At 60.5% G+C, this 18386-nt stretch carries 21 protein-coding genes; 5 read left to right on the top strand and 16 right to left on the bottom strand.

Annotated elements, in window-relative coordinates:
* Both VFI82_11185 and sucB read left to right on the top strand, forming a co-directional pair.
* Nucleotides 1-645 (top strand): transketolase C-terminal domain-containing protein (locus VFI82_11185; protein HET7185239.1); only part of this gene is annotated, 645 nt, incomplete at its 5' end.
* 164 nt (nucleotides 646-809) lie between these two features.
* Complete coding sequence (sucB, locus tag VFI82_11190) at nucleotides 810-2309, top strand: 2-oxoglutarate dehydrogenase, E2 component, dihydrolipoamide succinyltransferase (protein HET7185240.1); 1500 nt, start codon at nucleotides 810-812, stop codon at nucleotides 2307-2309.
* Nucleotides 2310-2418: 109 nt separating this feature from the next.
* Here the strand turns inward: sucB and VFI82_11195 are convergent, their stop codons facing one another.
* The 9 genes from VFI82_11195 to VFI82_11235 all read right to left on the bottom strand — a co-directional run bounded on the left by VFI82_11195 (nucleotide 2419) and on the right by VFI82_11235 (nucleotide 6039).
* Nucleotides 2419-2679, bottom strand: a complete 261-nt coding sequence (locus VFI82_11195; GenBank protein HET7185241.1) for a hypothetical protein — start codon at nucleotides 2677-2679, stop codon at nucleotides 2419-2421.
* 14 nt (nucleotides 2680-2693) lie between these two features.
* A complete protein-coding gene (locus tag VFI82_11200; protein ID HET7185242.1) occupies nucleotides 2694-3200 on the bottom strand; it encodes a glucosaminidase domain-containing protein in 507 nt (168 codons plus the stop codon).
* A gap of 2 nt (nucleotides 3201-3202) precedes the next feature.
* Nucleotides 3203-3439: a hypothetical protein gene (locus VFI82_11205; GenBank protein ID HET7185243.1), complete on the bottom strand. Its 237-nt coding sequence runs from the start codon at nucleotides 3437-3439 to the stop codon at nucleotides 3203-3205.
* Nucleotides 3440-3474: 35 nt separating this feature from the next.
* Entirely contained in the window at nucleotides 3475-3738 is a 264-nt protein-coding gene (locus tag VFI82_11210) for a hypothetical protein (protein HET7185244.1), read from the bottom strand.
* 132 nt (nucleotides 3739-3870) lie between these two features.
* The gene (locus tag VFI82_11215; protein ID HET7185245.1) at nucleotides 3871-4335 is read right to left on the bottom strand and encodes a dual specificity protein phosphatase; all 465 of its coding nucleotides are present in this window, start codon (nucleotides 4333-4335) and stop codon (nucleotides 3871-3873) included.
* Between the two features lie 40 nt (nucleotides 4336-4375).
* Complete coding sequence (locus VFI82_11220; GenBank protein ID HET7185246.1) at nucleotides 4376-4690, bottom strand: hypothetical protein; 315 nt, start codon at nucleotides 4688-4690, stop codon at nucleotides 4376-4378.
* A 77-nt stretch (nucleotides 4691-4767) separates the two neighbouring features.
* Entirely contained in the window at nucleotides 4768-5370 is a 603-nt protein-coding gene (locus tag VFI82_11225) for a sigma factor-like helix-turn-helix DNA-binding protein (GenBank protein ID HET7185247.1), read from the bottom strand.
* 38 nt (nucleotides 5371-5408) lie between these two features.
* On the bottom strand, nucleotides 5409-5639 hold the full coding sequence (locus tag VFI82_11230) for a hypothetical protein (GenBank protein ID HET7185248.1): 231 nt from the start codon (nucleotides 5637-5639) through the stop codon (nucleotides 5409-5411).
* A gap of 130 nt (nucleotides 5640-5769) precedes the next feature.
* Nucleotides 5770-6039 carry a hypothetical protein gene (locus VFI82_11235; GenBank protein HET7185249.1) on the bottom strand — a complete coding sequence of 90 codons (270 nt, stop codon included), beginning with the start codon at nucleotides 6037-6039 and terminating at the stop codon, nucleotides 5770-5772.
* Nucleotides 6040-6175: 136 nt separating this feature from the next.
* On the opposite strand from VFI82_11235, the gene VFI82_11240 reads away from it, so the two are divergent.
* Together VFI82_11240 and VFI82_11245 are read left to right on the top strand one after the other, a co-directional pair.
* Complete coding sequence (locus VFI82_11240; protein ID HET7185250.1) at nucleotides 6176-6892, top strand: S24 family peptidase; 717 nt, start codon at nucleotides 6176-6178, stop codon at nucleotides 6890-6892.
* A gap of 143 nt (nucleotides 6893-7035) precedes the next feature.
* The gene (locus tag VFI82_11245) at nucleotides 7036-7251 is read left to right on the top strand and encodes a hypothetical protein (protein ID HET7185251.1); all 216 of its coding nucleotides are present in this window, start codon (nucleotides 7036-7038) and stop codon (nucleotides 7249-7251) included.
* Nucleotides 7252-7398: 147 nt separating this feature from the next.
* Here VFI82_11245 and VFI82_11250 read toward each other — a convergent pair whose 3' ends face one another.
* From VFI82_11250 to greA, 7 genes are all read right to left on the bottom strand, one after another.
* Complete coding sequence (locus VFI82_11250; protein ID HET7185252.1) at nucleotides 7399-7830, bottom strand: hypothetical protein; 432 nt, start codon at nucleotides 7828-7830, stop codon at nucleotides 7399-7401.
* 213 nt (nucleotides 7831-8043) lie between these two features.
* Nucleotides 8044-9927 (bottom strand): LysM peptidoglycan-binding domain-containing protein, encoded by a 1884-nt coding sequence (locus VFI82_11255; protein HET7185253.1) that lies wholly within the window; start codon nucleotides 9925-9927, stop codon nucleotides 8044-8046.
* Nucleotides 9928-10065: 138 nt separating this feature from the next.
* On the bottom strand, nucleotides 10066-11256 hold the full coding sequence (locus VFI82_11260; GenBank protein ID HET7185254.1) for an aminotransferase class I/II-fold pyridoxal phosphate-dependent enzyme: 1191 nt from the start codon (nucleotides 11254-11256) through the stop codon (nucleotides 10066-10068).
* Between the two features lie 110 nt (nucleotides 11257-11366).
* On the bottom strand, nucleotides 11367-15137 hold the full coding sequence (locus VFI82_11265) for a carboxypeptidase regulatory-like domain-containing protein (GenBank protein ID HET7185255.1): 3771 nt from the start codon (nucleotides 15135-15137) through the stop codon (nucleotides 11367-11369).
* A 141-nt stretch (nucleotides 15138-15278) separates the two neighbouring features.
* Nucleotides 15279-16217: an isoaspartyl peptidase/L-asparaginase gene (locus tag VFI82_11270; protein HET7185256.1), complete on the bottom strand. Its 939-nt coding sequence runs from the start codon at nucleotides 16215-16217 to the stop codon at nucleotides 15279-15281.
* 196 nt (nucleotides 16218-16413) lie between these two features.
* The gene (locus VFI82_11275) at nucleotides 16414-17073 is read right to left on the bottom strand and encodes a CDP-alcohol phosphatidyltransferase family protein (protein HET7185257.1); all 660 of its coding nucleotides are present in this window, start codon (nucleotides 17071-17073) and stop codon (nucleotides 16414-16416) included.
* Nucleotides 17070-17555 carry a transcription elongation factor GreA gene (greA, locus tag VFI82_11280; GenBank protein ID HET7185258.1) on the bottom strand — a complete coding sequence of 162 codons (486 nt, stop codon included), beginning with the start codon at nucleotides 17553-17555 and terminating at the stop codon, nucleotides 17070-17072. Before greA ends, VFI82_11275 begins: the two co-directional genes overlap by 4 nt.
* Before the next feature lie 290 nt (nucleotides 17556-17845).
* On the opposite strand from greA, the gene VFI82_11285 reads away from it, so the two are divergent.
* On the top strand, nucleotides 17846-18382 hold the full coding sequence (locus VFI82_11285) for a CarD family transcriptional regulator (GenBank protein HET7185259.1): 537 nt from the start codon (nucleotides 17846-17848) through the stop codon (nucleotides 18380-18382).
* Nucleotides 18383-18386: the final 4 nt, after the last annotated feature.

The following is an 18386-nucleotide window of genomic DNA, read 5'->3' on the forward strand; positions in this document are numbered from 1 at the left end:
CTGGTGCTGCGCGGTCCCTCAGGCGGCGGCGTACACGGCGGTCCGTTCCATTCGCAGAACCCGGAAGCGTGGTTCGTGCATGCGCCGGGTCTGAAGGTGGTCTGCCCGGCGACAGCCTACGATGCCAAGGGGCTCATCAAGTCCGCCATCCGCGACAACAACCCCGTCGTCTTCTTCGAACACAAGTTCTTGTACCGGCGCATTAAAGAAGATTTGCCCCAGGGCGACTACACCGTCCCCCTCGGGAAAGCCCGCGTGGCGCGCGAGGGGCGCCACGTTTCCGTGATCACTTACGCCGCCATGGTGCACGCCGCGCTGGAAGCCGCGGAAACATTGGTGAAAGACGGCATTGAACTGGAGGTCGTCGACCTGCGCACGCTGCTGCCGCTGGATCGCGAGGCGATCGCGGCCACGGTGAAGAAGACCAACCGCGCCATCATTTTGCACGAAGATGTGCGTACCGGCGGCATCGCGGGCGAGCTAGCCGCCATCATTAATGAAGAGGCGTTTGATTGGCTGGACGCCCCGGTTGTGCGAATCACTTCGAAGGACACGCCGGTGCCGTTTTCGCCGCCGCTGGAGGAGTGGTTCCTTCCCAAGGCGGACGATGTGGTGCGCGAGGCCAAACGTCTGATGGCGTACTGAGCGGTCAGTCAGCCATTAGCATTCAGCCAAACAAATTGAACGCCCCCGCCAATTCGGCTCAATGCTGAGGGCTGATTGCTGGCGGCTTTATAATGTGCGGTTGCGGATGGGGTATCCGCTGCGCTGTGTGACCCCGCTCTGATTTCACGAAAGAAGGACCGACGATGCCGACTGACGTGGTCATGCCCCAGATGGGGGAATCGATTTTTGAGGGAACCATTACCAAGTGGCTGAAGAAGCCGGGCGATAAAGTCAACCGCGACGAGCCGCTATTTGAAATCTCTACCGACAAGGTGGACGCCGAGATCCCTTCGCCCACCGCCGGCGTACTGAAGGAGATCAAGGTTCCGGAAGGCACCACCGTGCAGGTGAACACCGTGGTCGGCACCATCGCCGCCGAAGGCGAGGCTGCCGCGTCCGCGCCCGCTCCCCAAACGCAGGCTTCCGCCACGGAGAAAACTGCGCCTGCCGCGCCTGCGTCGAAGGCCGAGAAAGGAGCGCCCGCAGCGCCGCCAACGCCGGAGCCGGCGAAGACGGCAGCGAAGACCACAGGAGGCGCCGTTTCAACCGAAGGCCCGGCGCAAACGCAGAAGGCGCCACCGCAGGCACAGCAGCCTGCGGCGCAAAGCGATCAGCAGGGGGCGGCGGCACAGAAACATGAAGTTGTGGAGTTCCCGCACGCCGCCGAGAATGAGGGCGAGCGGGTGCGGTCGTCGCCGCTGGTGCGCCGCATCGCGCGCGAGAACAGCGTGGACCTGAACCAGGTACCGGGGACAGGACTGGGCGGCCGCATCACGAAAGAAGACATCCTGCAGTTTGTCGAGCACCGGCCTGCGCCAGGGCAACGCCCAGCCGCAGCCGCGAGTGCGGCACAGCAGGAGACAGCCGCGGCCCAGCGTCCGCCATATCAGCCGGGAGCGGCGGCGCCGTCGATGCCACAGCCACAGCCGATGGCGATTCCCGGCGAACTGGTGGCGATGTCACCCATGCGCAAGAAAATTGCCGAGCGCATGGTGGAATCGAAGCGCACCAGTGCGCACGTGCACAGCGTCTTCGAAGTGGACTTGACCCGGGTGATGACGGTGCGGCAGCGCGAGAAAAAGGGCTTCGAGCAGCGTACCGGCACGCGGTTGACGATGATGCCGTTCTTCTGCCGCGCAGCCATTGAAGCCATCCGTGCCTGGCCGATCATCAACGCATCGGTGGAGGGCGACAACCTCCGTTATCACCGCAACGTTAATCTCGGCATCGCGGTGGCGTTGGACTGGGGACTGATCGTGCCCGTGATCAAGCGCGCCGAGGAGTTGAATTTTCTCGGATTGCAGCGCGCCATCATCGATCTTGCCGACCGGGCGCGCAGCAAGAAGCTGCTGCCGGACGAGGTTGCGGGCGGCACGTTCACCATCACCAATCCCGGCAGCTACGGGCAGATGTTCGGTCTGCCGATCATCATGCAGCCGCAAGTAGCGATTCTGGGCGTGGGATCGATCAAGAAGCAGCCGGTGGTTGTCACCGACGAGAACGGCATGGATTCGATCGCCATACGCTCGGTCGGCCACATTATCCTGGGATACGATCACCGCGTCGTCGACGGCGCGGTCGGCGACCAGTACCTGCGCGATGTCGCCAAGTACCTGGAGAACTGGAACGAGCCGTTGGGATAGACCGGCATTCGGCAATCAGCCGCCAGCATTCAGCCGTCGCAGGTGCTGGCGGCTTCTTCTTGCCGCGAGAAGCCCGAGTGACTGAATGCTGAGTGCTGACTGGAGATGGCTATTTCGCTTTCGCCCACGCGGAGGCGTTCAGGCACTGCACGGTCCCGTCGATGATCTGGCCGAGACCGCCGCGGAATTTTTCCACGTCCACGATTTCTTTGTTGGTGACCGCTCCGGCCATGGAAAGCGCCGAGGAGACGAAGTTCAACGCGGCATTTTTCTTTTCCGCGCCACTCTTGGTGCCGAAAACGCCTTCGACCCCTTGGACAATGGCGGGAATAAATGCGATGCCGCGCAGCAGGACTGAGAGAAAGTTCATGGTTGCTCCTTAAGTTAAGAATCGGATGGAGGATGACCCGGCGCTGAATCAGGTGATTGGGCGGTGGGGTGAACGAAATCAAGTTCGCCGAGCCGATTGTCGCGATATACGCAAAGCAATTTTTCTGCGTATTCCGGGTCGGTCGCCCAGTGCTTTGCCAGCGCCCGCGCGAAGGAATCGGGATTGCCGCTGCAGGCCCGTGTTTCCGCGTAACAGGGCGCTGTCAAGAGGATGCGATCGCGATCGGCGAAACAATCTTCCATTGACGCGTAGGCGGCGAACTGGGCGATGATTCGCTCCTCCCGGCCCCCGACGTGTTCGCGCGTCGGGTACTCCACCCGGGGATGGTCGCCATGCGCCTTGATTCCGAAATAATTGTGGGCATCGCGCGCGAGCCGCGATTGCCCCCAGCTGCTCTCCAGCGCGGCTTGCGCCACCGTCATCCCGGGAGGAAAACCCGAGTGCCGGGAACTGGCGATCGCCGCTCGTGTAGCGCTGGCGATAAATTCGTGGCGGTTCATGGTCAGCGGTGCATCCGGAAGTAGTCGAGGCCGAGGTGGACGATTGTGAGCACGCCGGCGAGCAAGCCGCCAATGCCGGTGAAGCGCTGGACCATGCGCTCGTGGCGGTCCACGCGCTCGGCAAGTTCCTGGAGGTAGCCGGGCTTGCCGTTGCCGAGCAGCCATTTCATGTTGGTCTTGATTTCGGCCAGGTCTTCCAGAACCTGGCGCTCGAAATCGATTACTGAACATTCATGCATAAACAAATTCCTGAACATTGGGTGCTGAGCGAGAACTAGAACGGATAATCCACATGCAGGAGCGCGGAGTCGCGAGAGTAGAGCGGCGGCGCCGAGGCGTCGTAGGCCCGAATGTAAAAGTCCTGGACACGTGAAAGCCGAGCCAGCGTCAGCACTGGTGTGGTGAATCGGCCGATAAGGTTGCGATTGTTGGCAACTCCCCAGGAAATCAACAGCGTGCCGGAGGCCGGTGTGCCATCGGCGCGATAGATTACGTCGGATATCGTCGTCTTTGACGGGTCCGCGGCGAAGGCAGCCATGCCCAACATCAGCAGGCAACAAAAAAGCCGCCCAAGGCGGCTATGTCTGGAAGTCATAAGCATTCTTCGTTGGTGGTTCGAAATCAGAACTTTAAAGTCGGAACTGCAGACGCGCTGCTTGCTGCTGAACGCCTAATTCTTGGTTTCGGCAGCCGGCTTGCTGTCGCGGACGAAGTTTTCCACGCTGCGCACGTAAACCGCGGCGAAGTCCACCACCGGGCGGCGGCTTTCGATCAACTCCATGGCCTCCGACAGCGCAAAGCCGAGGACCCGCAGGATGGCGAGCGTCATCATGGGCGCGCGATGCACCCCGGCGGCACAATGGATAAACAGACGATTGCCATTGCCCGCCTCCAGGGCCTTCACTGCGAAATCAACGGCCGGCTGGAACACCTCCCGGCCCTTGACCTGGAAATCATCGTCGGTCGGATTCCAATGCACCTTGATGCCGTGCGGCTCCGCCAACGCCGTGTCATCGAACTCGATCTGCATGTCGATGATGTGGGTGACGCCCGCTTCGGCTACTTGCGTCATCTTCTCTGCAGTCCAGATGCCACCTCCAACCGCGATGCGGTCGGTAACCCAGGTCATGTCCATTCGCGCCGCCGCTCCTGTACAGGTTTGTCTCTATACAGATTCATTCTACGGCACGATTGTTTGCTGAAAATTCGGCGGCTAGTTCCTCCGGGGTTTCCGGAATCTGCAATTGCTCCAAAAGTAAACGGATGAACGACGGTTCGTCTTCGGGCGCGCCGTGCCCGGATGGGACAAGGCCGCCCCATTCGAACAGCCACTTAGCGTGCTGGTAGCTGCCTTCCTTCTCGGCGCGCGCGATCACGGCGGCGACAATGCGGTCGCGCGCCTCGCGGATCTGCACCACGGCGTCCGGCAATGTCGCGGTTGGCGCGGCTTCGGAAGCGTTTTGATCAGTCGGTCTTGCTCGATTAGCCATCGACGATTCGTGTTTGGTAGCCATAAAAGCAAAAAGGCGCGTCGTGGTTGACGGCGCGCCCGGATGAATGCCTCAATTCAGCTTACTAATCGAGCATAGCAGATTGCAGGGGGTAAACCGGCCACATCCTGAACAAATTTATCTGGTTTGATGAGAGCAGGTTGAAGGGATTTTAGTGAAAAAGGGGGCTTGACAAGCCCAATCTCAAGACGAGAACCGTCGCAACTGGCGTGAAGAATTGCGACGTGAGTGGTGCTTCCTTGCTTGTCCTCCGCGCAGTCGGGGACGCATTCGGAACCGACCAGGCCGCGGCAGATTTCCTCGCTCAGGTTCAACATCCTTCTTCGGAGGAACATCTCGGTCAGGCAATCGAGCGCATCCGGCAGCCGCCGTCGGATGGTCCGCGCACCACAGTGCAGCAGCCGCGCCGTTTCTTCTTCTGTGTACTCCTGCAAAACGATGTGCGCGATCAATTCCTTATCGAAAGGCGGCAGGCGGTCGAGGCAGTGTTCGACGTCGATCACGAACAGCGCCGTGTCTTCGAACGAGTGCACGTGGAAATCTTGCCACCGGGCGGTGAACAGTTCGCGGCCCAGGATCGCCGGCAGGCGCCCTACTTCCACCGATATGCAGAAATACCGGCGGAGCAATGCGATGCAGTGGTCGCGATAGATGGACAATTCAGGCAGCGGAGGGGGGAGGGAAGGCCTGTGCCGGCTCATGCGCGACACCTCGAGACGGCCACGACCGCGGTGAGATCGCGCAGAGCCGCCGGCGTGGCGGGAGTATTCTTTCGCCGAGGCGCGCGGATGCGCAGCGGCAGCTCCGCCATGAATTCCTCACAGACGGGGCAATACGGAGTGGTGACGCCATCGGCGCGCAGCCATAGGCCGCCGCAGCGTTCGCAATACTTGAGCTGGAAGTGGACAAGGACAGGGTGGCACGGCATGAGTTCTCCTAAGAAAACAAAATATGAAAAAGCCCTCCGCCGAACGGCTGAGGCCGTAGAGCGCAGGGCTGGTTGTTGGTTACCGTAGACCTGGTGGGCTATTGAATTCTTGGGACCGCGGGAATTGCAACTAGCCGAATTCGAGATCGTTCTTGCGCCGAAAGTATCCTTCCTCGTACGCGGATTTGAAGATGCGGCCGTTGTGGACCGCGACGATCAGCCGCCCGTTGAATTGCATCTTCCGTAGCAGGCGTTCGGTCGCGGCGGCGAGCAGTTCCGATTGCTGCACCCTGCGGCGCAAGGCGAGCAGGACTCCTTCTTCATCCGAAGTCTCGCCGGCGGTTGCCGGGTATTCCGGCGTGGAACTGGTTTGCGGGAGGCGGGAGGGAGGGGCGGACATATCAACAAGTTCCTTTCCGACCAGTTATAATAAGAGGTGCACAATATAGCTTGTTGAATTTTCATGTCAAGAATAAAATTTCTAAAAGTTATTTGCTTGTGCGCAAGTATATCTCGTTGATATACAATAAGTGGCCATGAAATTCCGCTCGTTACAGGAGAGGCTGCGGCAGCTGCTGCTGGCGCGCATTCAGAACGGGGAGCTCACTGGCCTGAAGCTGGCTGCCATGGCTGGTTTCCAGCAGGCGCACGTCTCCAACTTCCTGAACCGGAAACGTTCCTTGAGCCTGGCCGCCATGGATCGGGTGCTGGGCGCGCTGCAGCTCTCGGTGCTCGACCTGCTCGACCCGGCGGAGATCAACAAACGCGCCACCATCGTCCCCCCCAGCGAAGGCGAGTTCGAGGGCGTGCTGCTGGTGGATGGAGCCATCGCGGCGGGCGAGCCCGAAATTACCAGCGAAGCGGTGCACGACATGCTCAAATTCAAGAAAAGTTTTCTACGGCGCTTGCGCCCAGAATCGGCCACGCCGCGCGACCACTGGCGCCGTTTCGTGCTGCTGCGGGTGGACGCGCGCGATGGCATGAGCATGTACCCGCGCCTGCTGCCCGGCTCCATCCTGCTCATCGACCGCCATTACAACTCCCTCAAGCCGTATCGCCGCAGCGAGCAGAACATGTACGCGGTGCGGGTGAACGGTGGCTGCACCGTGAAGTACGTGGAATTGGCCGAGCGCAACCTGGTGCTGCGCCCGCACAACCAGGCCTACCCGGTGGCGGTGTTGCCGATCGAGGAAGGGAAAAGAAGTTCGGACTACATCGTGGGCCGGGTTTGCCACGTGGGCATCGAGACCTGAGTTGCGCGTTATCACCCTGAGCGCGGCGAAGGCCGTGCCGCAACCAACTACCCGCTACCGCTTTGATATCATCGTGAAGTTCTGACCTCGCGCGCAGCCGCGCAGACCAGCCACTCATCTACCACAGCAGGGAGGAATTTTGCATGAACGATACGCCTGGCATTAGCGTCGGTTCGCGGCGCAACGAAGATATCGCGCTCGACATGATGAAGTTCATCGCCATGACGACCAGCTATGGCAAGACCGGCTCCGGCGTCACCGGATTCCAGGGCGGCCAGCCCGCCAAGCCGGCAGAATACGCCGACCATCTGATTGACTTGTACGGACGCTGTTTGAGCGCGGTACTGGGCAAGAAGTAGCGAATTGCGAATTGGGCGTCCGGAAGAAGACAGGTTCAAAAATAAAAAGCCGCGGCCAGAACCGCGGCTCTTTTCTCTCTTCGCAAAACGTTCTACGACTCGCGCTGTCCAGCGTGAAACGCGAAACTCGAAACGTGGCACCAGTGGTTAACGGCGCTTGCGGCCGCGCCCGCCTTTTTTCCGGGCGCCGCCCTTCTTTTTCGCGCCGCCCTTCTTCTTCGCCCCACCTTTCTTTTTCGCGCTTTTCTTGCGAGCGGCGCCGGCCTTCTTGCGCGCGCCTCCGCCCCGGCGCGCGGCGGATTTCTTCTTGGCGCCACCCTTCTTTTTCGCGCCGCCCTTCTTGCGCGCCGCTTTCTTGCGGCCGCCGCCACCGCCTTCGCCGCCACCTCCGCCGGAGGTGCCTGCGCCACCGGTGGGCGGGCCGCCAACGGCGGGCGTTGAGGTCATGGCGCCTGCCGGCTCTTCTTCTTCCTCTTCTTCTTCCTCGAAATCCTCTTCCAGATTTTCACCATAAGAGCCGGTTTCGCCAAACTCATCCATCTCGTCGTCGCGTCCGTAAAGAATCACGTCGTCGTACATGTATCCTCCCAATTGGCGAGCGCGGCGTTACTGACACCGAGGCAGCTCGCGGTTGTGCCCGGTCAATGCAACAGAGCCGATGAATGCTGACCAAAAAACCGCGGCGGATTATAGCACAGCAATTTTTCGCTTCACCACCAGCGCTTGCATGGATGCGGAACTTTGAGGGCAGAGATGCACAGCGAACGGCTTCGGGAGGGCGTGCCGAGGAAACTAAGGAGTGCGGATGACAAGCACGTCGCCGGCCTTCAGACTGGATACCTTGTTGTCCCGGCGGAGAGCGGCGACGGTGGTGTTGTATCGGTTGGCGATGCTGAAAAGGGTTTCGCCGGGCTTGACCTTGTGACGCAGCATCCGCCCGTTGGAAGCTTGCAAGCTGCTGACATTCTTCAACTTAGGCGTCCTGCCTCCGGCTGTTTCCCGCTTCGCTTCGGCCCTGCCGGCAATCGGCCGATAGACACGCAGGGTTTGCCCGGCGCGCACCTGGTTACCGTGGATCCGGTTCCATTTGCGGATCTTTTCCGCGGGAACGCCAAAATCGTCCGCGATAGAGAGAACCGTGTCCCCCTTGCGGGCTTTGTAGAGGGTCGGGCGCTTGGCGTACGCGACATCACCTCCACCGCTCGCCGCGTGCCGCCCCGGAGCAACCGGAATGATCAGCTTCGAATCGGCGCCGACCTCTCCGTCCCGAAGATTGTTGACTTGGGCGATGGCATTGGAAGTGGTGTGATACTGGCGCGCGATGTCGGCCAGCGTCTCCCCTTTGTTCACCTTGTGATACCGCCACGCCACGCGCATGTCTTTGGGAATCGCGGCGATGGTTTGCTGATACTTGCTGGCCGTGCCGGCCGGCAGCCTTAGGGAGAAGGTCCCGTCTTTGGGGGTGGTCATCCGCAACAGACTGGGATTGAGTTCCTGCAGCGTAGCCACGCTGGTGTCCACGCACTCAGCGACCAGACGGAGATCCACCGGGTAGTTGATCTCTACACGATCGGCGCGAAGCGGCGGTTCTGCCTCCAGGTGGTCGAGCCCGTACTGCGTTGGATTCTTGGCCATGATGGCAACCGCCAGAATGATGGGGACGTAATTGCGTGTCTCCTTCGGGAGGACACCCCGGCGGTAGAGCTGCCAGAAGTCGGCATATCCGGTGCGCTGTACTGCCGACTGCACCGTTCCCGGCCCGGAGTTGTAGGCAGCCATGGCCAGGTACCAGTCGCCAAACTGGTTATACAGGTCCTTTAAGTGCCGTGCCGCGGCGTGAGTAGACTTCTCCGGGTCCTGGCGATCGTCCAGCCACCAGTTACGCTGCAGACCATACCCCGAGGCTCGGCTCGCCATGAATTGCCACATGCCGCGCGCGCCGGCGCGCGACAATGCCAGCGGGTGGAACCCGGATTCGGCTTCGGCAAGGTAGATAAGATCTTGCGGCACGCCCTCCTGGCTGAGGATGCGCAGAATCATCTCGCGATAGCGGCCGGAGCGGATCAACGCATGCTCCAGCGTGCCGCGTCCGTGCGTGGAAAAATAGCTGATGTAGCGGGCGACCTCGTCGTTAATCACCAGCGGCAGGTCGGAATGGATGTCCTTGATTTCCCTCTCGGCCCGGGCGCGAACATTCGGATCAACCGGGAACGTAACCTCGTTCGCTTCGTCGATAGGCGCGGGCTCTGACTTCTGCTCGGTAAAGCCGTCTCCGGCCTTCAAGGCCACAAGTTCAAGGTTATTTACGCCCTCGACGAGCTTATCGAATTCCTGCTGTAGGCGGTCGTTGCCGTGGATGTCCTGTCCCGACGCCAACAGCAGGTCAAAGGCGCGATCAAAATTGTCCTTGGCGGCATCAAGGTGTCCGGCGGTGTAGTTGGTCAAACCCGCCTGGTATTCCTTGTCAACCTTGGCAATGAGTGCGTCGACGGGATCGACTTTGGGCTGGACCTTTTCTTCAATCTTGCGCGGCGGAGCCGGTTGCACGGTCGGCAGGCTGGGAGCCATGGCCTGCACTGGCGGAGCGGCTGTCGTCTGCTTGGTCTCCTCGGTCTTGCAGGAGAGCAGCGACAGGCAAACCGCGCCGGCGATTGGAAAGGACCAGTACCTATGCATGCAACCTCGTGAGAAGCGCGTTCCGGGTCGATCCCTCCGGGGCGGCCATCCAGCCCGCAAAATCGTATCGTGGTCGTGAGCGGCGGGTCAATCGAGAGAACATCTTACCGGCACCCGAAAGGACAAGCCCGGCCGGGTTTACGCACTTCCCAGAGCCTGCTCGAGATCGGTCACCAGATCTGCTGCTTCTTCGATGCCCACCGAGAGTCTCACCGTTGCCGCGGAAACCCCCAACAGTTCCAATTGCTTGTCGGTTAAACCGACGTGGGACGAGAGCAGGGGATAGGACACGGTGGATTCCACCCCGCCCAGGCTGGTCGCCAGGTACCACAGCTTCAGGGAATCGATGAACCGTTCTGCCGCCGGGCCTCCGCCCTTAGCGTCGAAGGAAACCATCATGCCGAAATCATTCATTTGACGGCGTGCGATTTCATGGCCGGGGTCCTCGTCGAAACCGGGATAGAACACCCGCTCTACCTTCGGGTGATGGCGCAGGGCCTCGGCGATGGCGCGAGCGTTGGAGCAGGCGCGGTCAACCCGGATCTGCAGGGTTTTCAAACCCCGAATCAGCAGGAACGAACCGAACGGATCCAGGCAGCCCCCGGTGTACTTCACCATCTCGCGGATGGTGTCCAGCCACTTGCTGCTTCCCGCAACCGCGCCCGCAGTCAGGTCGTTATGTCCGGCCAGGTACTTGGTCGCTGAGTGCAGGGTTATGTCGGCGCCCAGCTCCAGCGGCTTTTGCAGGATCGGCGTGCCGAAGGTGCTGTCGACCGCGACAGTGATGCCGCGCCGGTGAGCCAAGCCGGACAAGTGGGCGATATCGGCGCAGCGCAGCGTCGGATTCGTCGGCGTCTCCAGGAACAACAGCCTCGTGCGCTCGGAAAAATAGCTTTCGATTTTGTTCAGATCTTGGAACGATACCAACCGGATCCGAATTCCAAACCGCGGCAAAACTGTCTGAAAGAGCTTGGTCGTGCCGCCGTAGATGTCGAGCATGGAGATAATCTCGTCGCCGCTTTCGCATAGGGCCATGAACATAGCCAGCTCCGCCGCCATGCCACTCGAGGTCACCACGCATGATTCTGCGTGTTCCAGCGCCGCGATCTTCTGTTCGGCGACGGTCGTGGTGGGGTTCGCGTAGCGTGAATACATGTACGCCTTCGATTTCCCCTCGGCGTATCGGCGGAGCTCCTCCAGGCTGGGCATCACGAAAACGGAGGTCTGGGCAATGTCGGTGACCAGGCTTTCGTTGGTTCCGTGACGCTCCTCGCCCGCGTGGATGCAGTGGGTCGCATCTGCGAAGCAGGGCTTGGCTTGTTCTGGCATAAGCAGGAATGGTAAATGCGCGGGACGGAAGCACAAAGCAAACAACCATGCCGCGGCGAGAAAAAGGCTCCGGTGGTCGCGCCCGGAGCCTGCAGCTCAAAACTTAGTCTTTACCAGGTCAGCTTGAGTGCGAACTGAAACTGGCGCGGATCGAAGGCAGCGGTCGGACGGCCCGCCTCGGTGTACAGCGGATTGACGTCGGCGACGTTGAATTTGTTGACCAGGTTAAAGATGTCCACAATGGCGTCCAACCCGATTCGCTCGGTGATCGCAATGCGACGCGCCACCCGCAGATCGTTGAAAAGGGTGTAGGGCTTGTTGAACTGGTTCCGCCCCTCGTTGCCGTCGAAGCTGCCGTTGGCCGGACAGGGCAACTGGAACGCCACCCCGGCTATAAACGGCGAGGTAAAAGCCTGGTCGCCGCACGCAGTGACCGGCGCATTCGGAGCCACGATGTTGGGCCGGGCCGAATTGGGTGCGAATTGGAAGTTGCGCGTGGAAACTGCGGTGAAGACCGTGAACGGCCGGCCCGACGCCACTTCGATGATGGGGGAGAAGGTCCAGTCGCTGCCGAGCTTGCTGATGAATCCACTGCCGCTCCGCTTTCCTGTCTGGTAGACGCCACTGAAAACGAAGCGGTGCCGCTGATCGAAGGTGGAATTGGACCGCTCGGCGCGCAGGTCGTATGCGTCCTGGGGCGACAGCGGCGATTCCAGGTCGGTGGAATCGTCAATGGCGTGCGACCAGGTGTAGGACGCCAGGAACTCATAGTGGTTGCTGAAGCGCTTGCGCAGGTTCACGGTGAGCGCGTGATAGACCGAGCTGCCGCTGGAATGCTGGGCCGCCATGTCGGCGAAGGGGATGGTAGGCAGCGGCTTGCCGGAGGCATCCACCCCCAGCCCTTTCGACGCCAGGAACGCGGCTGTGAACGCGGTGCAGTTGGTGGTCGTGCCGACTGCCGGCACCACGCTGAACCAGGGCACCAGCGCCGGATTCATGCCCGAAGGCCGGAAGAAATTAGCCAGCGTGGCCGGCACCACCGTCTTGCCGCCGATAATGCCGCAATCCTGGACCGCCAGGGCATTCAACGGATTCAGAGGTGAGCCGCCGTCGTTGATGTAGTTGGCCCACACCAGATCGCCGTGGGGAGTATTGGAATTGACCGGCCGGTTTAGATGGCGGCCGCCGTTGAAGTTGTAGGCGATGTTCACGGCGTAGCCGTTACCCAAGTCGTGTTCCACCGACAGGTTCGCCTGGTTGGAATAGGCGTACTGGAAATTGCTCGACAGCGGGAACCCGAAAGGCAGGAAGCCCAGCGGCGTCGGGAAACTCACATTGGGTGCCACTGGAATTGCCGGAGCCAGGTAGTTTTGGTTGATCCACAGTGAATTCGGCAGATCGGCGGTGAAGCGCTGCTGGGCGGGGTTGTAACCAAACGCGTCCGAGAATGAACCGAACGGTCCCAGGCAGCTTTTCACCGTTCCTTGGAACGTGCTGGTGGCCGTCATCCCGCCCACGATCGTCTTGACGGGATTCGCTGGATCAGGAGCGCCGCACGGGTTGGTACCGAGCAGCAGAACCTGCGGGGTTCCCGCCCCGTCGGTGGCCTGCGCGAGGAACTGCAGGCCGAGCAGCGGATGATCGTAGAACAAACCATACGATGCGCGGACCACCGTCTTGCCGTCTTTCCACGGGTCCCACGCGACACCTATGCGAGGGGCGACATTGTTGTTGTCCTGCGGGATGCCGTTGGCGAGACCGAGCGCCTTGTACGCCGGTACCGAGATGGCGTTCAACGCAGGCGATCCCGGAACCAATTCCACGTCATAGCGGACGCCGTAGTTCAATGTCAGGTTCGGCTTGACGCGCCATGAGTCCTGGATGAAGAACCCCAGTGGCGTGTTGACGAACTCCGCATGCGGATTCCCAATGCCCTGGATGAAATTCTGCGGGATCCCCATGCCGTACGCCTGCACCGCGCTTAAACTGGGAAATACCAGCCCCGGCAGGACGTTCTGCAGACTTGACGGCGCCGATAATTCGTCAAAATTGTAGACACCGCCGAAATTGACTGTGAAATCGGCGACCACCGGAAGCCGGTTGAAGTCACCGCCGAACTTGATGGCGTGGCTGCCCACCGACCAGGTGAAACTGTCGGTGAACTGGTAACGCTTTTCCGTGCGCCGGATGAAGGAAAACGGCTCGCGTCCAATGAAAGCGAAACCCGCTATGTTGACGGCGGCATTCGGGCCGGTTGGAGTCAAAGTGTTGAAGTCAAACAGCAGGCCGCGGCGCGCATACTGAAACCGGAACTCGTTGATCTTGTTGTTGCTCAGCGCCGCCGTCTCTTGCGCGGTGATGGCAAAATCGCGAAACTGCTGCAGCGCGGTGCGCGAGTACCCGTTCTGGCCGAAGTTTTGGTTTTGCCCCTGTACCTGGATTCCGTTGACCGTGCTCGGACTCACGTTGGCGCGCAACATGAGTTGGTTGTTGGCGCTGAGTTTCTGGTCCAGGCGCAAGGAATAAATGCTGGTGCCTTCGAATACGGGATAGTTGCCCTCTTGGTTGAGCAGCGGCATAAATGACGCCGGCAGCGGAGCGCCGGAGGTGGGGAAAAGATTCAGTGCCGGGAAATGCCCGGCGGCGGCTACTCCCGCTGGAAGTACGCCATTGATCGCGATACCCGCGCCCCCGCCGGCCAATGCCAGGTAGTTGCCCACCAAGGTATTGGCTGTCGTCCGGACCAGCACGCTCGGGTTGGTAAGATAACCCACAAGCGTCGGACTCTGCAGGAAAGCGGCTTGGGTCGGCGTCAACTGCAGCGTTCCCAGCGGCGTCGGAATCGGCAAAAGCCCGAAATTGTCGGCGCCGATGGTCGAGAAGCCAGTCTCGTGCCGCCGCGTGGTTTCAAACGAAAAGTAATAAAACGTCTTGTCTTTCCGAATCGCGCCGCCCGCCGTGGCGCCCGCCTGGACCCTGGTGTAGGCCGGGTTCGACACGTTGCTGAACGGATTCACCGCCTGAAAATCGCGATTGCGCAGGTAGCCGTAGAGGCTGCCGTGGAAGTCGTTGCTGCCGGAACGGGTGATGATGTTGACTACGCCGCCGGACGCCCGGCCATACTCGGCCGCGTAGCCGTTGGTCATGATCTGGAATTCCTGTACCGCCTCCTGCGAAACCGTGGACCGGATGCCGTTCGTGGAATTGTCCACCGCGTCGGTGCCATCCACGTTGACCAGGTTGGCGCGCGCGCGCTGTCCGCCGAAGTTCAGCCCCGAGGTTGGCGCGGCTCCGATGCTGGGAGCGGTGTCGCGCGCCAGCTTGGAATCCGTCAGCGCGAAGTTGATGTAGTTGCGCCCGTTGATCGGCAGGTTCTCGATGCGCTCCTGGTCGATGGTCGTGGTGGAGACGGTGCGCTGCGTCTCAATCAGCTCCGCTTCGGCGCTCACGTTGACGACGGACTCCACCGCCGCCACACGCAAAGTCATCGGCACCTCGGCCGTCTGTCCGATGGTCAATGTAACGTCCCTCGCCACCGTCTTCGCGAACCCGGGCGCCTGCACCGTGATCGTGTACTGCCCCGGGGGGATGGCCAGGATCTGATACTCGCCTTCGACGTTATTGGTGGCGACACGCTCCGTGTTTCTCGCGTCGTCACGTGCAGTAACGGTCGCGTTCTTTACCACCGCGCCTTTGGGATCTTTCACGGTGACATGAAGCTGCGCTGTCGCAGCTGATTGCGCGGCGGCGTCGCCCGCCATCAGCAACATCACAAAAATCACCAGGCATGCCTTCATAGCTTGCGTCATCACCAACCCGCCTTTCGCACGCTGAACGAACACACCGGAGAACATGTCGTCGGTCGGCCGACTCCCAGCCATAGGTAAGAAATTGACTCTGGTGCAGGCAATGTTGCAGGGTTTTACATCAGAAGGTACTCGGAAGGCAAGCCTAGGTATTCACTCAAGCCCCTCTTTTAGCTTGACCGGGAAATTCGCAACCACTCGATGCGTATCCTGGGTCTAAGACGCTAACGTCGTTGGATCCAACTTGATTCCGTCTTCTTGCCGGCTCGGTGTGCGCAGCGCCCATGCCATGCGCGGCGTTTTGTGCGCCAGTCCAAAACATCCCTTCGCATCCAGCAGGATCAGGCCGCCGTGCCCGTGCAAGCGGCTGTGCAAGTAGTGAATTGCCGCCGCTGCGACCTTTTTTGGGTGCCCGCCTGCCATGACCTGGTCCGCCGCCCACTTCGCCAGCACCAGTTTCATCATCGGCTCGCCCCAGCCGGTGGTCGAGCACGCGGCACTTTCATTGTCGGCGAAGCACCCGCAGCCGATCAGGGACGAATCGCCGACACGCCCCGGCGTCTTGTTCAGCGTGCCTCCGGTGGAGGTCCCCGCGGCAATGTTGCCGCCGGCATCCAGCGCGACTGCCCCCACGGTGTCGTGCGAGGTGGTCGGCGAAGCAAAAATCTCGTGCTTCTCGCCCGCCACCTCCTTCTTCTGAGATTGTTTCAGACGCTCGACTTCCCGCGGAATCACCAACTCCTCGTTCGCGCAAAGCTCGATGCCATGTGCCTGCGCAAATTCTTCCGCTCCCTGCGCCACCAGGTAAACGTGCACGCTCTCTTCCAGCACCTTGCGGGCGGCATGGATGGCATTCCGAATGTGCTCGACGCAGCCCACCCCGCCGGCGCGCAGCGTCCGTCCGTCCATCATTAGGGCATCGAGTTGCACGCGACCGTCGCGAGTGAGGAAGCTTCCCCTTCCCGCATCAAACGTCTCATCGTCTTCCATGACGACGATGGCCGCCTCCACCGCATCCAGTGCCGACCCGCCGCGCTCCAGCACATGCCACCCGGTATCCGCGGCTTTGCGGACGCCCTTCCGATGGGCTTCGACCATGTCTTCGGGAATTGCCCACGCGCCGCCGTGGATCAACAGAATCGGTTGTTCTGACAAACAAACTCCTCCGCCGTGCCCGTTGTTTTCACGCGGAACTTGGCATGATAGCGCAGAATGTGTAGCCCACGGCGCAAGCCGCGGGGGCATAGCCGCCGGAGGCGGCGCCAGAGTGTGCAGCCCACGGCGTAAGCCGTGGGTCAGCAGAGCAAACCATCCCAGCCCCGCCGGGGCGAAACGTCTGTAATAGCTTGTCTTACTTCGGCGCCCACTCTTGCTCGATGGGCTCAGGCTCGTGCGGACGGGACAAATCGCGTTCCCGGGTTTCACGGTAGGTATGCAGGATGCGGTGAATCACTGTGATATTGCCAATCACTGCAATCACCCAAAGCACTGGGGCCATGCGGTTGAACCAGGCGCCGATGATCACCAGTACGATCCGCTCCGGGCGTTCCATGAAGCCGACCTTGCACTTGCTGATCAGCGTCTCGGCCCGCGCCCGGGTGTAGCTGATCATGACCGAAGTGACCATGACGATCGCGGTCAGCACCACGTAGAAGAAACGGTTGGCGCGGGCGTAATAGACCAGCAGTCCGAAATAGAGCGCCACGTCGCTGTAGCGATCGATGACCGAATCGAAGAAGCCGCCGAAGTCGGTCACCTGCCCGGTAGCTCGCGCCACTCGGCCGTCCACCATGTCGAAAATACCGGCGCCGATGATCACCAGCGCCGCATAGCGGAATAATCGTCCCTGGTTTTCGCCGGCGGCGTATCCGAACAGCACGCCCGCCCCCAGGTTGATCACCAGTCCCAGAAATGTCAGGTAATTCGGATTGATCTTGGTGAGCGCCAGCCCATGCACGATCTTGTGCAGGATCCATTTCGACCCGCGCCCGACTGCGCTCGTCCAGCTCATTCCGCTTCCTGCTCCTCGTCATCATGAATCGTCATCAGCGAAAGCACTTCCAGTTCCCGGTTCCCGTTGGGGGTCACCACCATGGCCGTGTCCCCGACCTTCTTGCCCATCAGTGCCCGCCCGATCGGCGACGTCGTAGAAATCAGGCCCTTGGTCACGTCCGTCTCTTCGCTCGTCACCAGCTTGTATTGGATCTCTTCGTCCTTAGTCGAGTCATATACCTTCAACGTCGATCCCAGCGCCGCCTTGTCGCGCGGAATATTGTTCATGTTCACCAGCGACAGGTCGGCCATCCTCTTTTTCAGTTGTCCCAGCCGCGCCCGAACGAACTCCTGCCGTTGCTTGGCCATGTGGTACTCGGCGTTTTCACTCAGGTCGCCCATGGCCACGGCCTTCTTTAACTCTTTCGGGAGCTCGTGGTTTAATTCGTGCTCCAGGGCGTGGATCTCTTCCGACAATTTCTTCTTAATATGTTCTGGCATTTGGACTCGGCGGTCTCCGCGGCCCCGCTCAGCGGCATGACAATCAGCCTGCATCGGTTGGAGAGATACAGCTGACTTGCTTTGATTATAGAACGAGCGATCTCGATAAGCCGTTTCGCGGATGCCGTTGGCGTCAAATTACGCCGTCCGCTCTGCCTTTCTCACTTTTAAACCATCGCTCCACCCAACCACGGTAAGTGCTACGTCCATTGACCTTTTTCGCCATTTACGATATATTAACAATTGTTCTTCCTCAGCCGAGCCGCTCCCACATCTCGCAGGTGCCCTGAATGAGCAGCAACACGAATTTGAACTTCGACATTGGTGACAAAGTTGTCTATCCCAACCATGGCGTAGGAATAATCGAGCAGATTAGTAGCCGCACCATTGGCGCCTGTGTCGAGCGTTTTTACCTCCTGAAAATCAAGTCCAGCAGCCTGAAAGTCATGGTCCCGTTCAACAACGTTGCCAGCGTCGGGCTGCGCCGCGTCATTCGTAATGGTGATGTGCAGAAGGTGATTGATTTTCTCACCGACGGCAAGTGTTGCAATCATGCGGATTGGAAGTACCGGTTCAAGGAGAACTCGGAGAAAATGCGCACCGGCTCGCTTTTGGAAGTGGCGGCCGTGCTGAAGGGCTTGCTGCTGCTGGCGCAGAGCAAGCCGCTTTCGTTCCGCGAGAAGAAAATGTTGGAGCGCGCCCGCTACCTGCTCGTCAGCGAATTAGCCATGGCCAAAAACTGCGACGAACCTCAGATCGAGCAACTCCTTTCCAAGGCCTTGTCCAAGTCTAAGCTCCGCTTCCCGGAGACCATCGCTGAAGCTTAGAATT

The organism is Terriglobales bacterium (assembly GCA_035691485.1).
Classification (GTDB): domain Bacteria; phylum Acidobacteriota; class Terriglobia; order Terriglobales; family Acidobacteriaceae; genus JAIQGF01.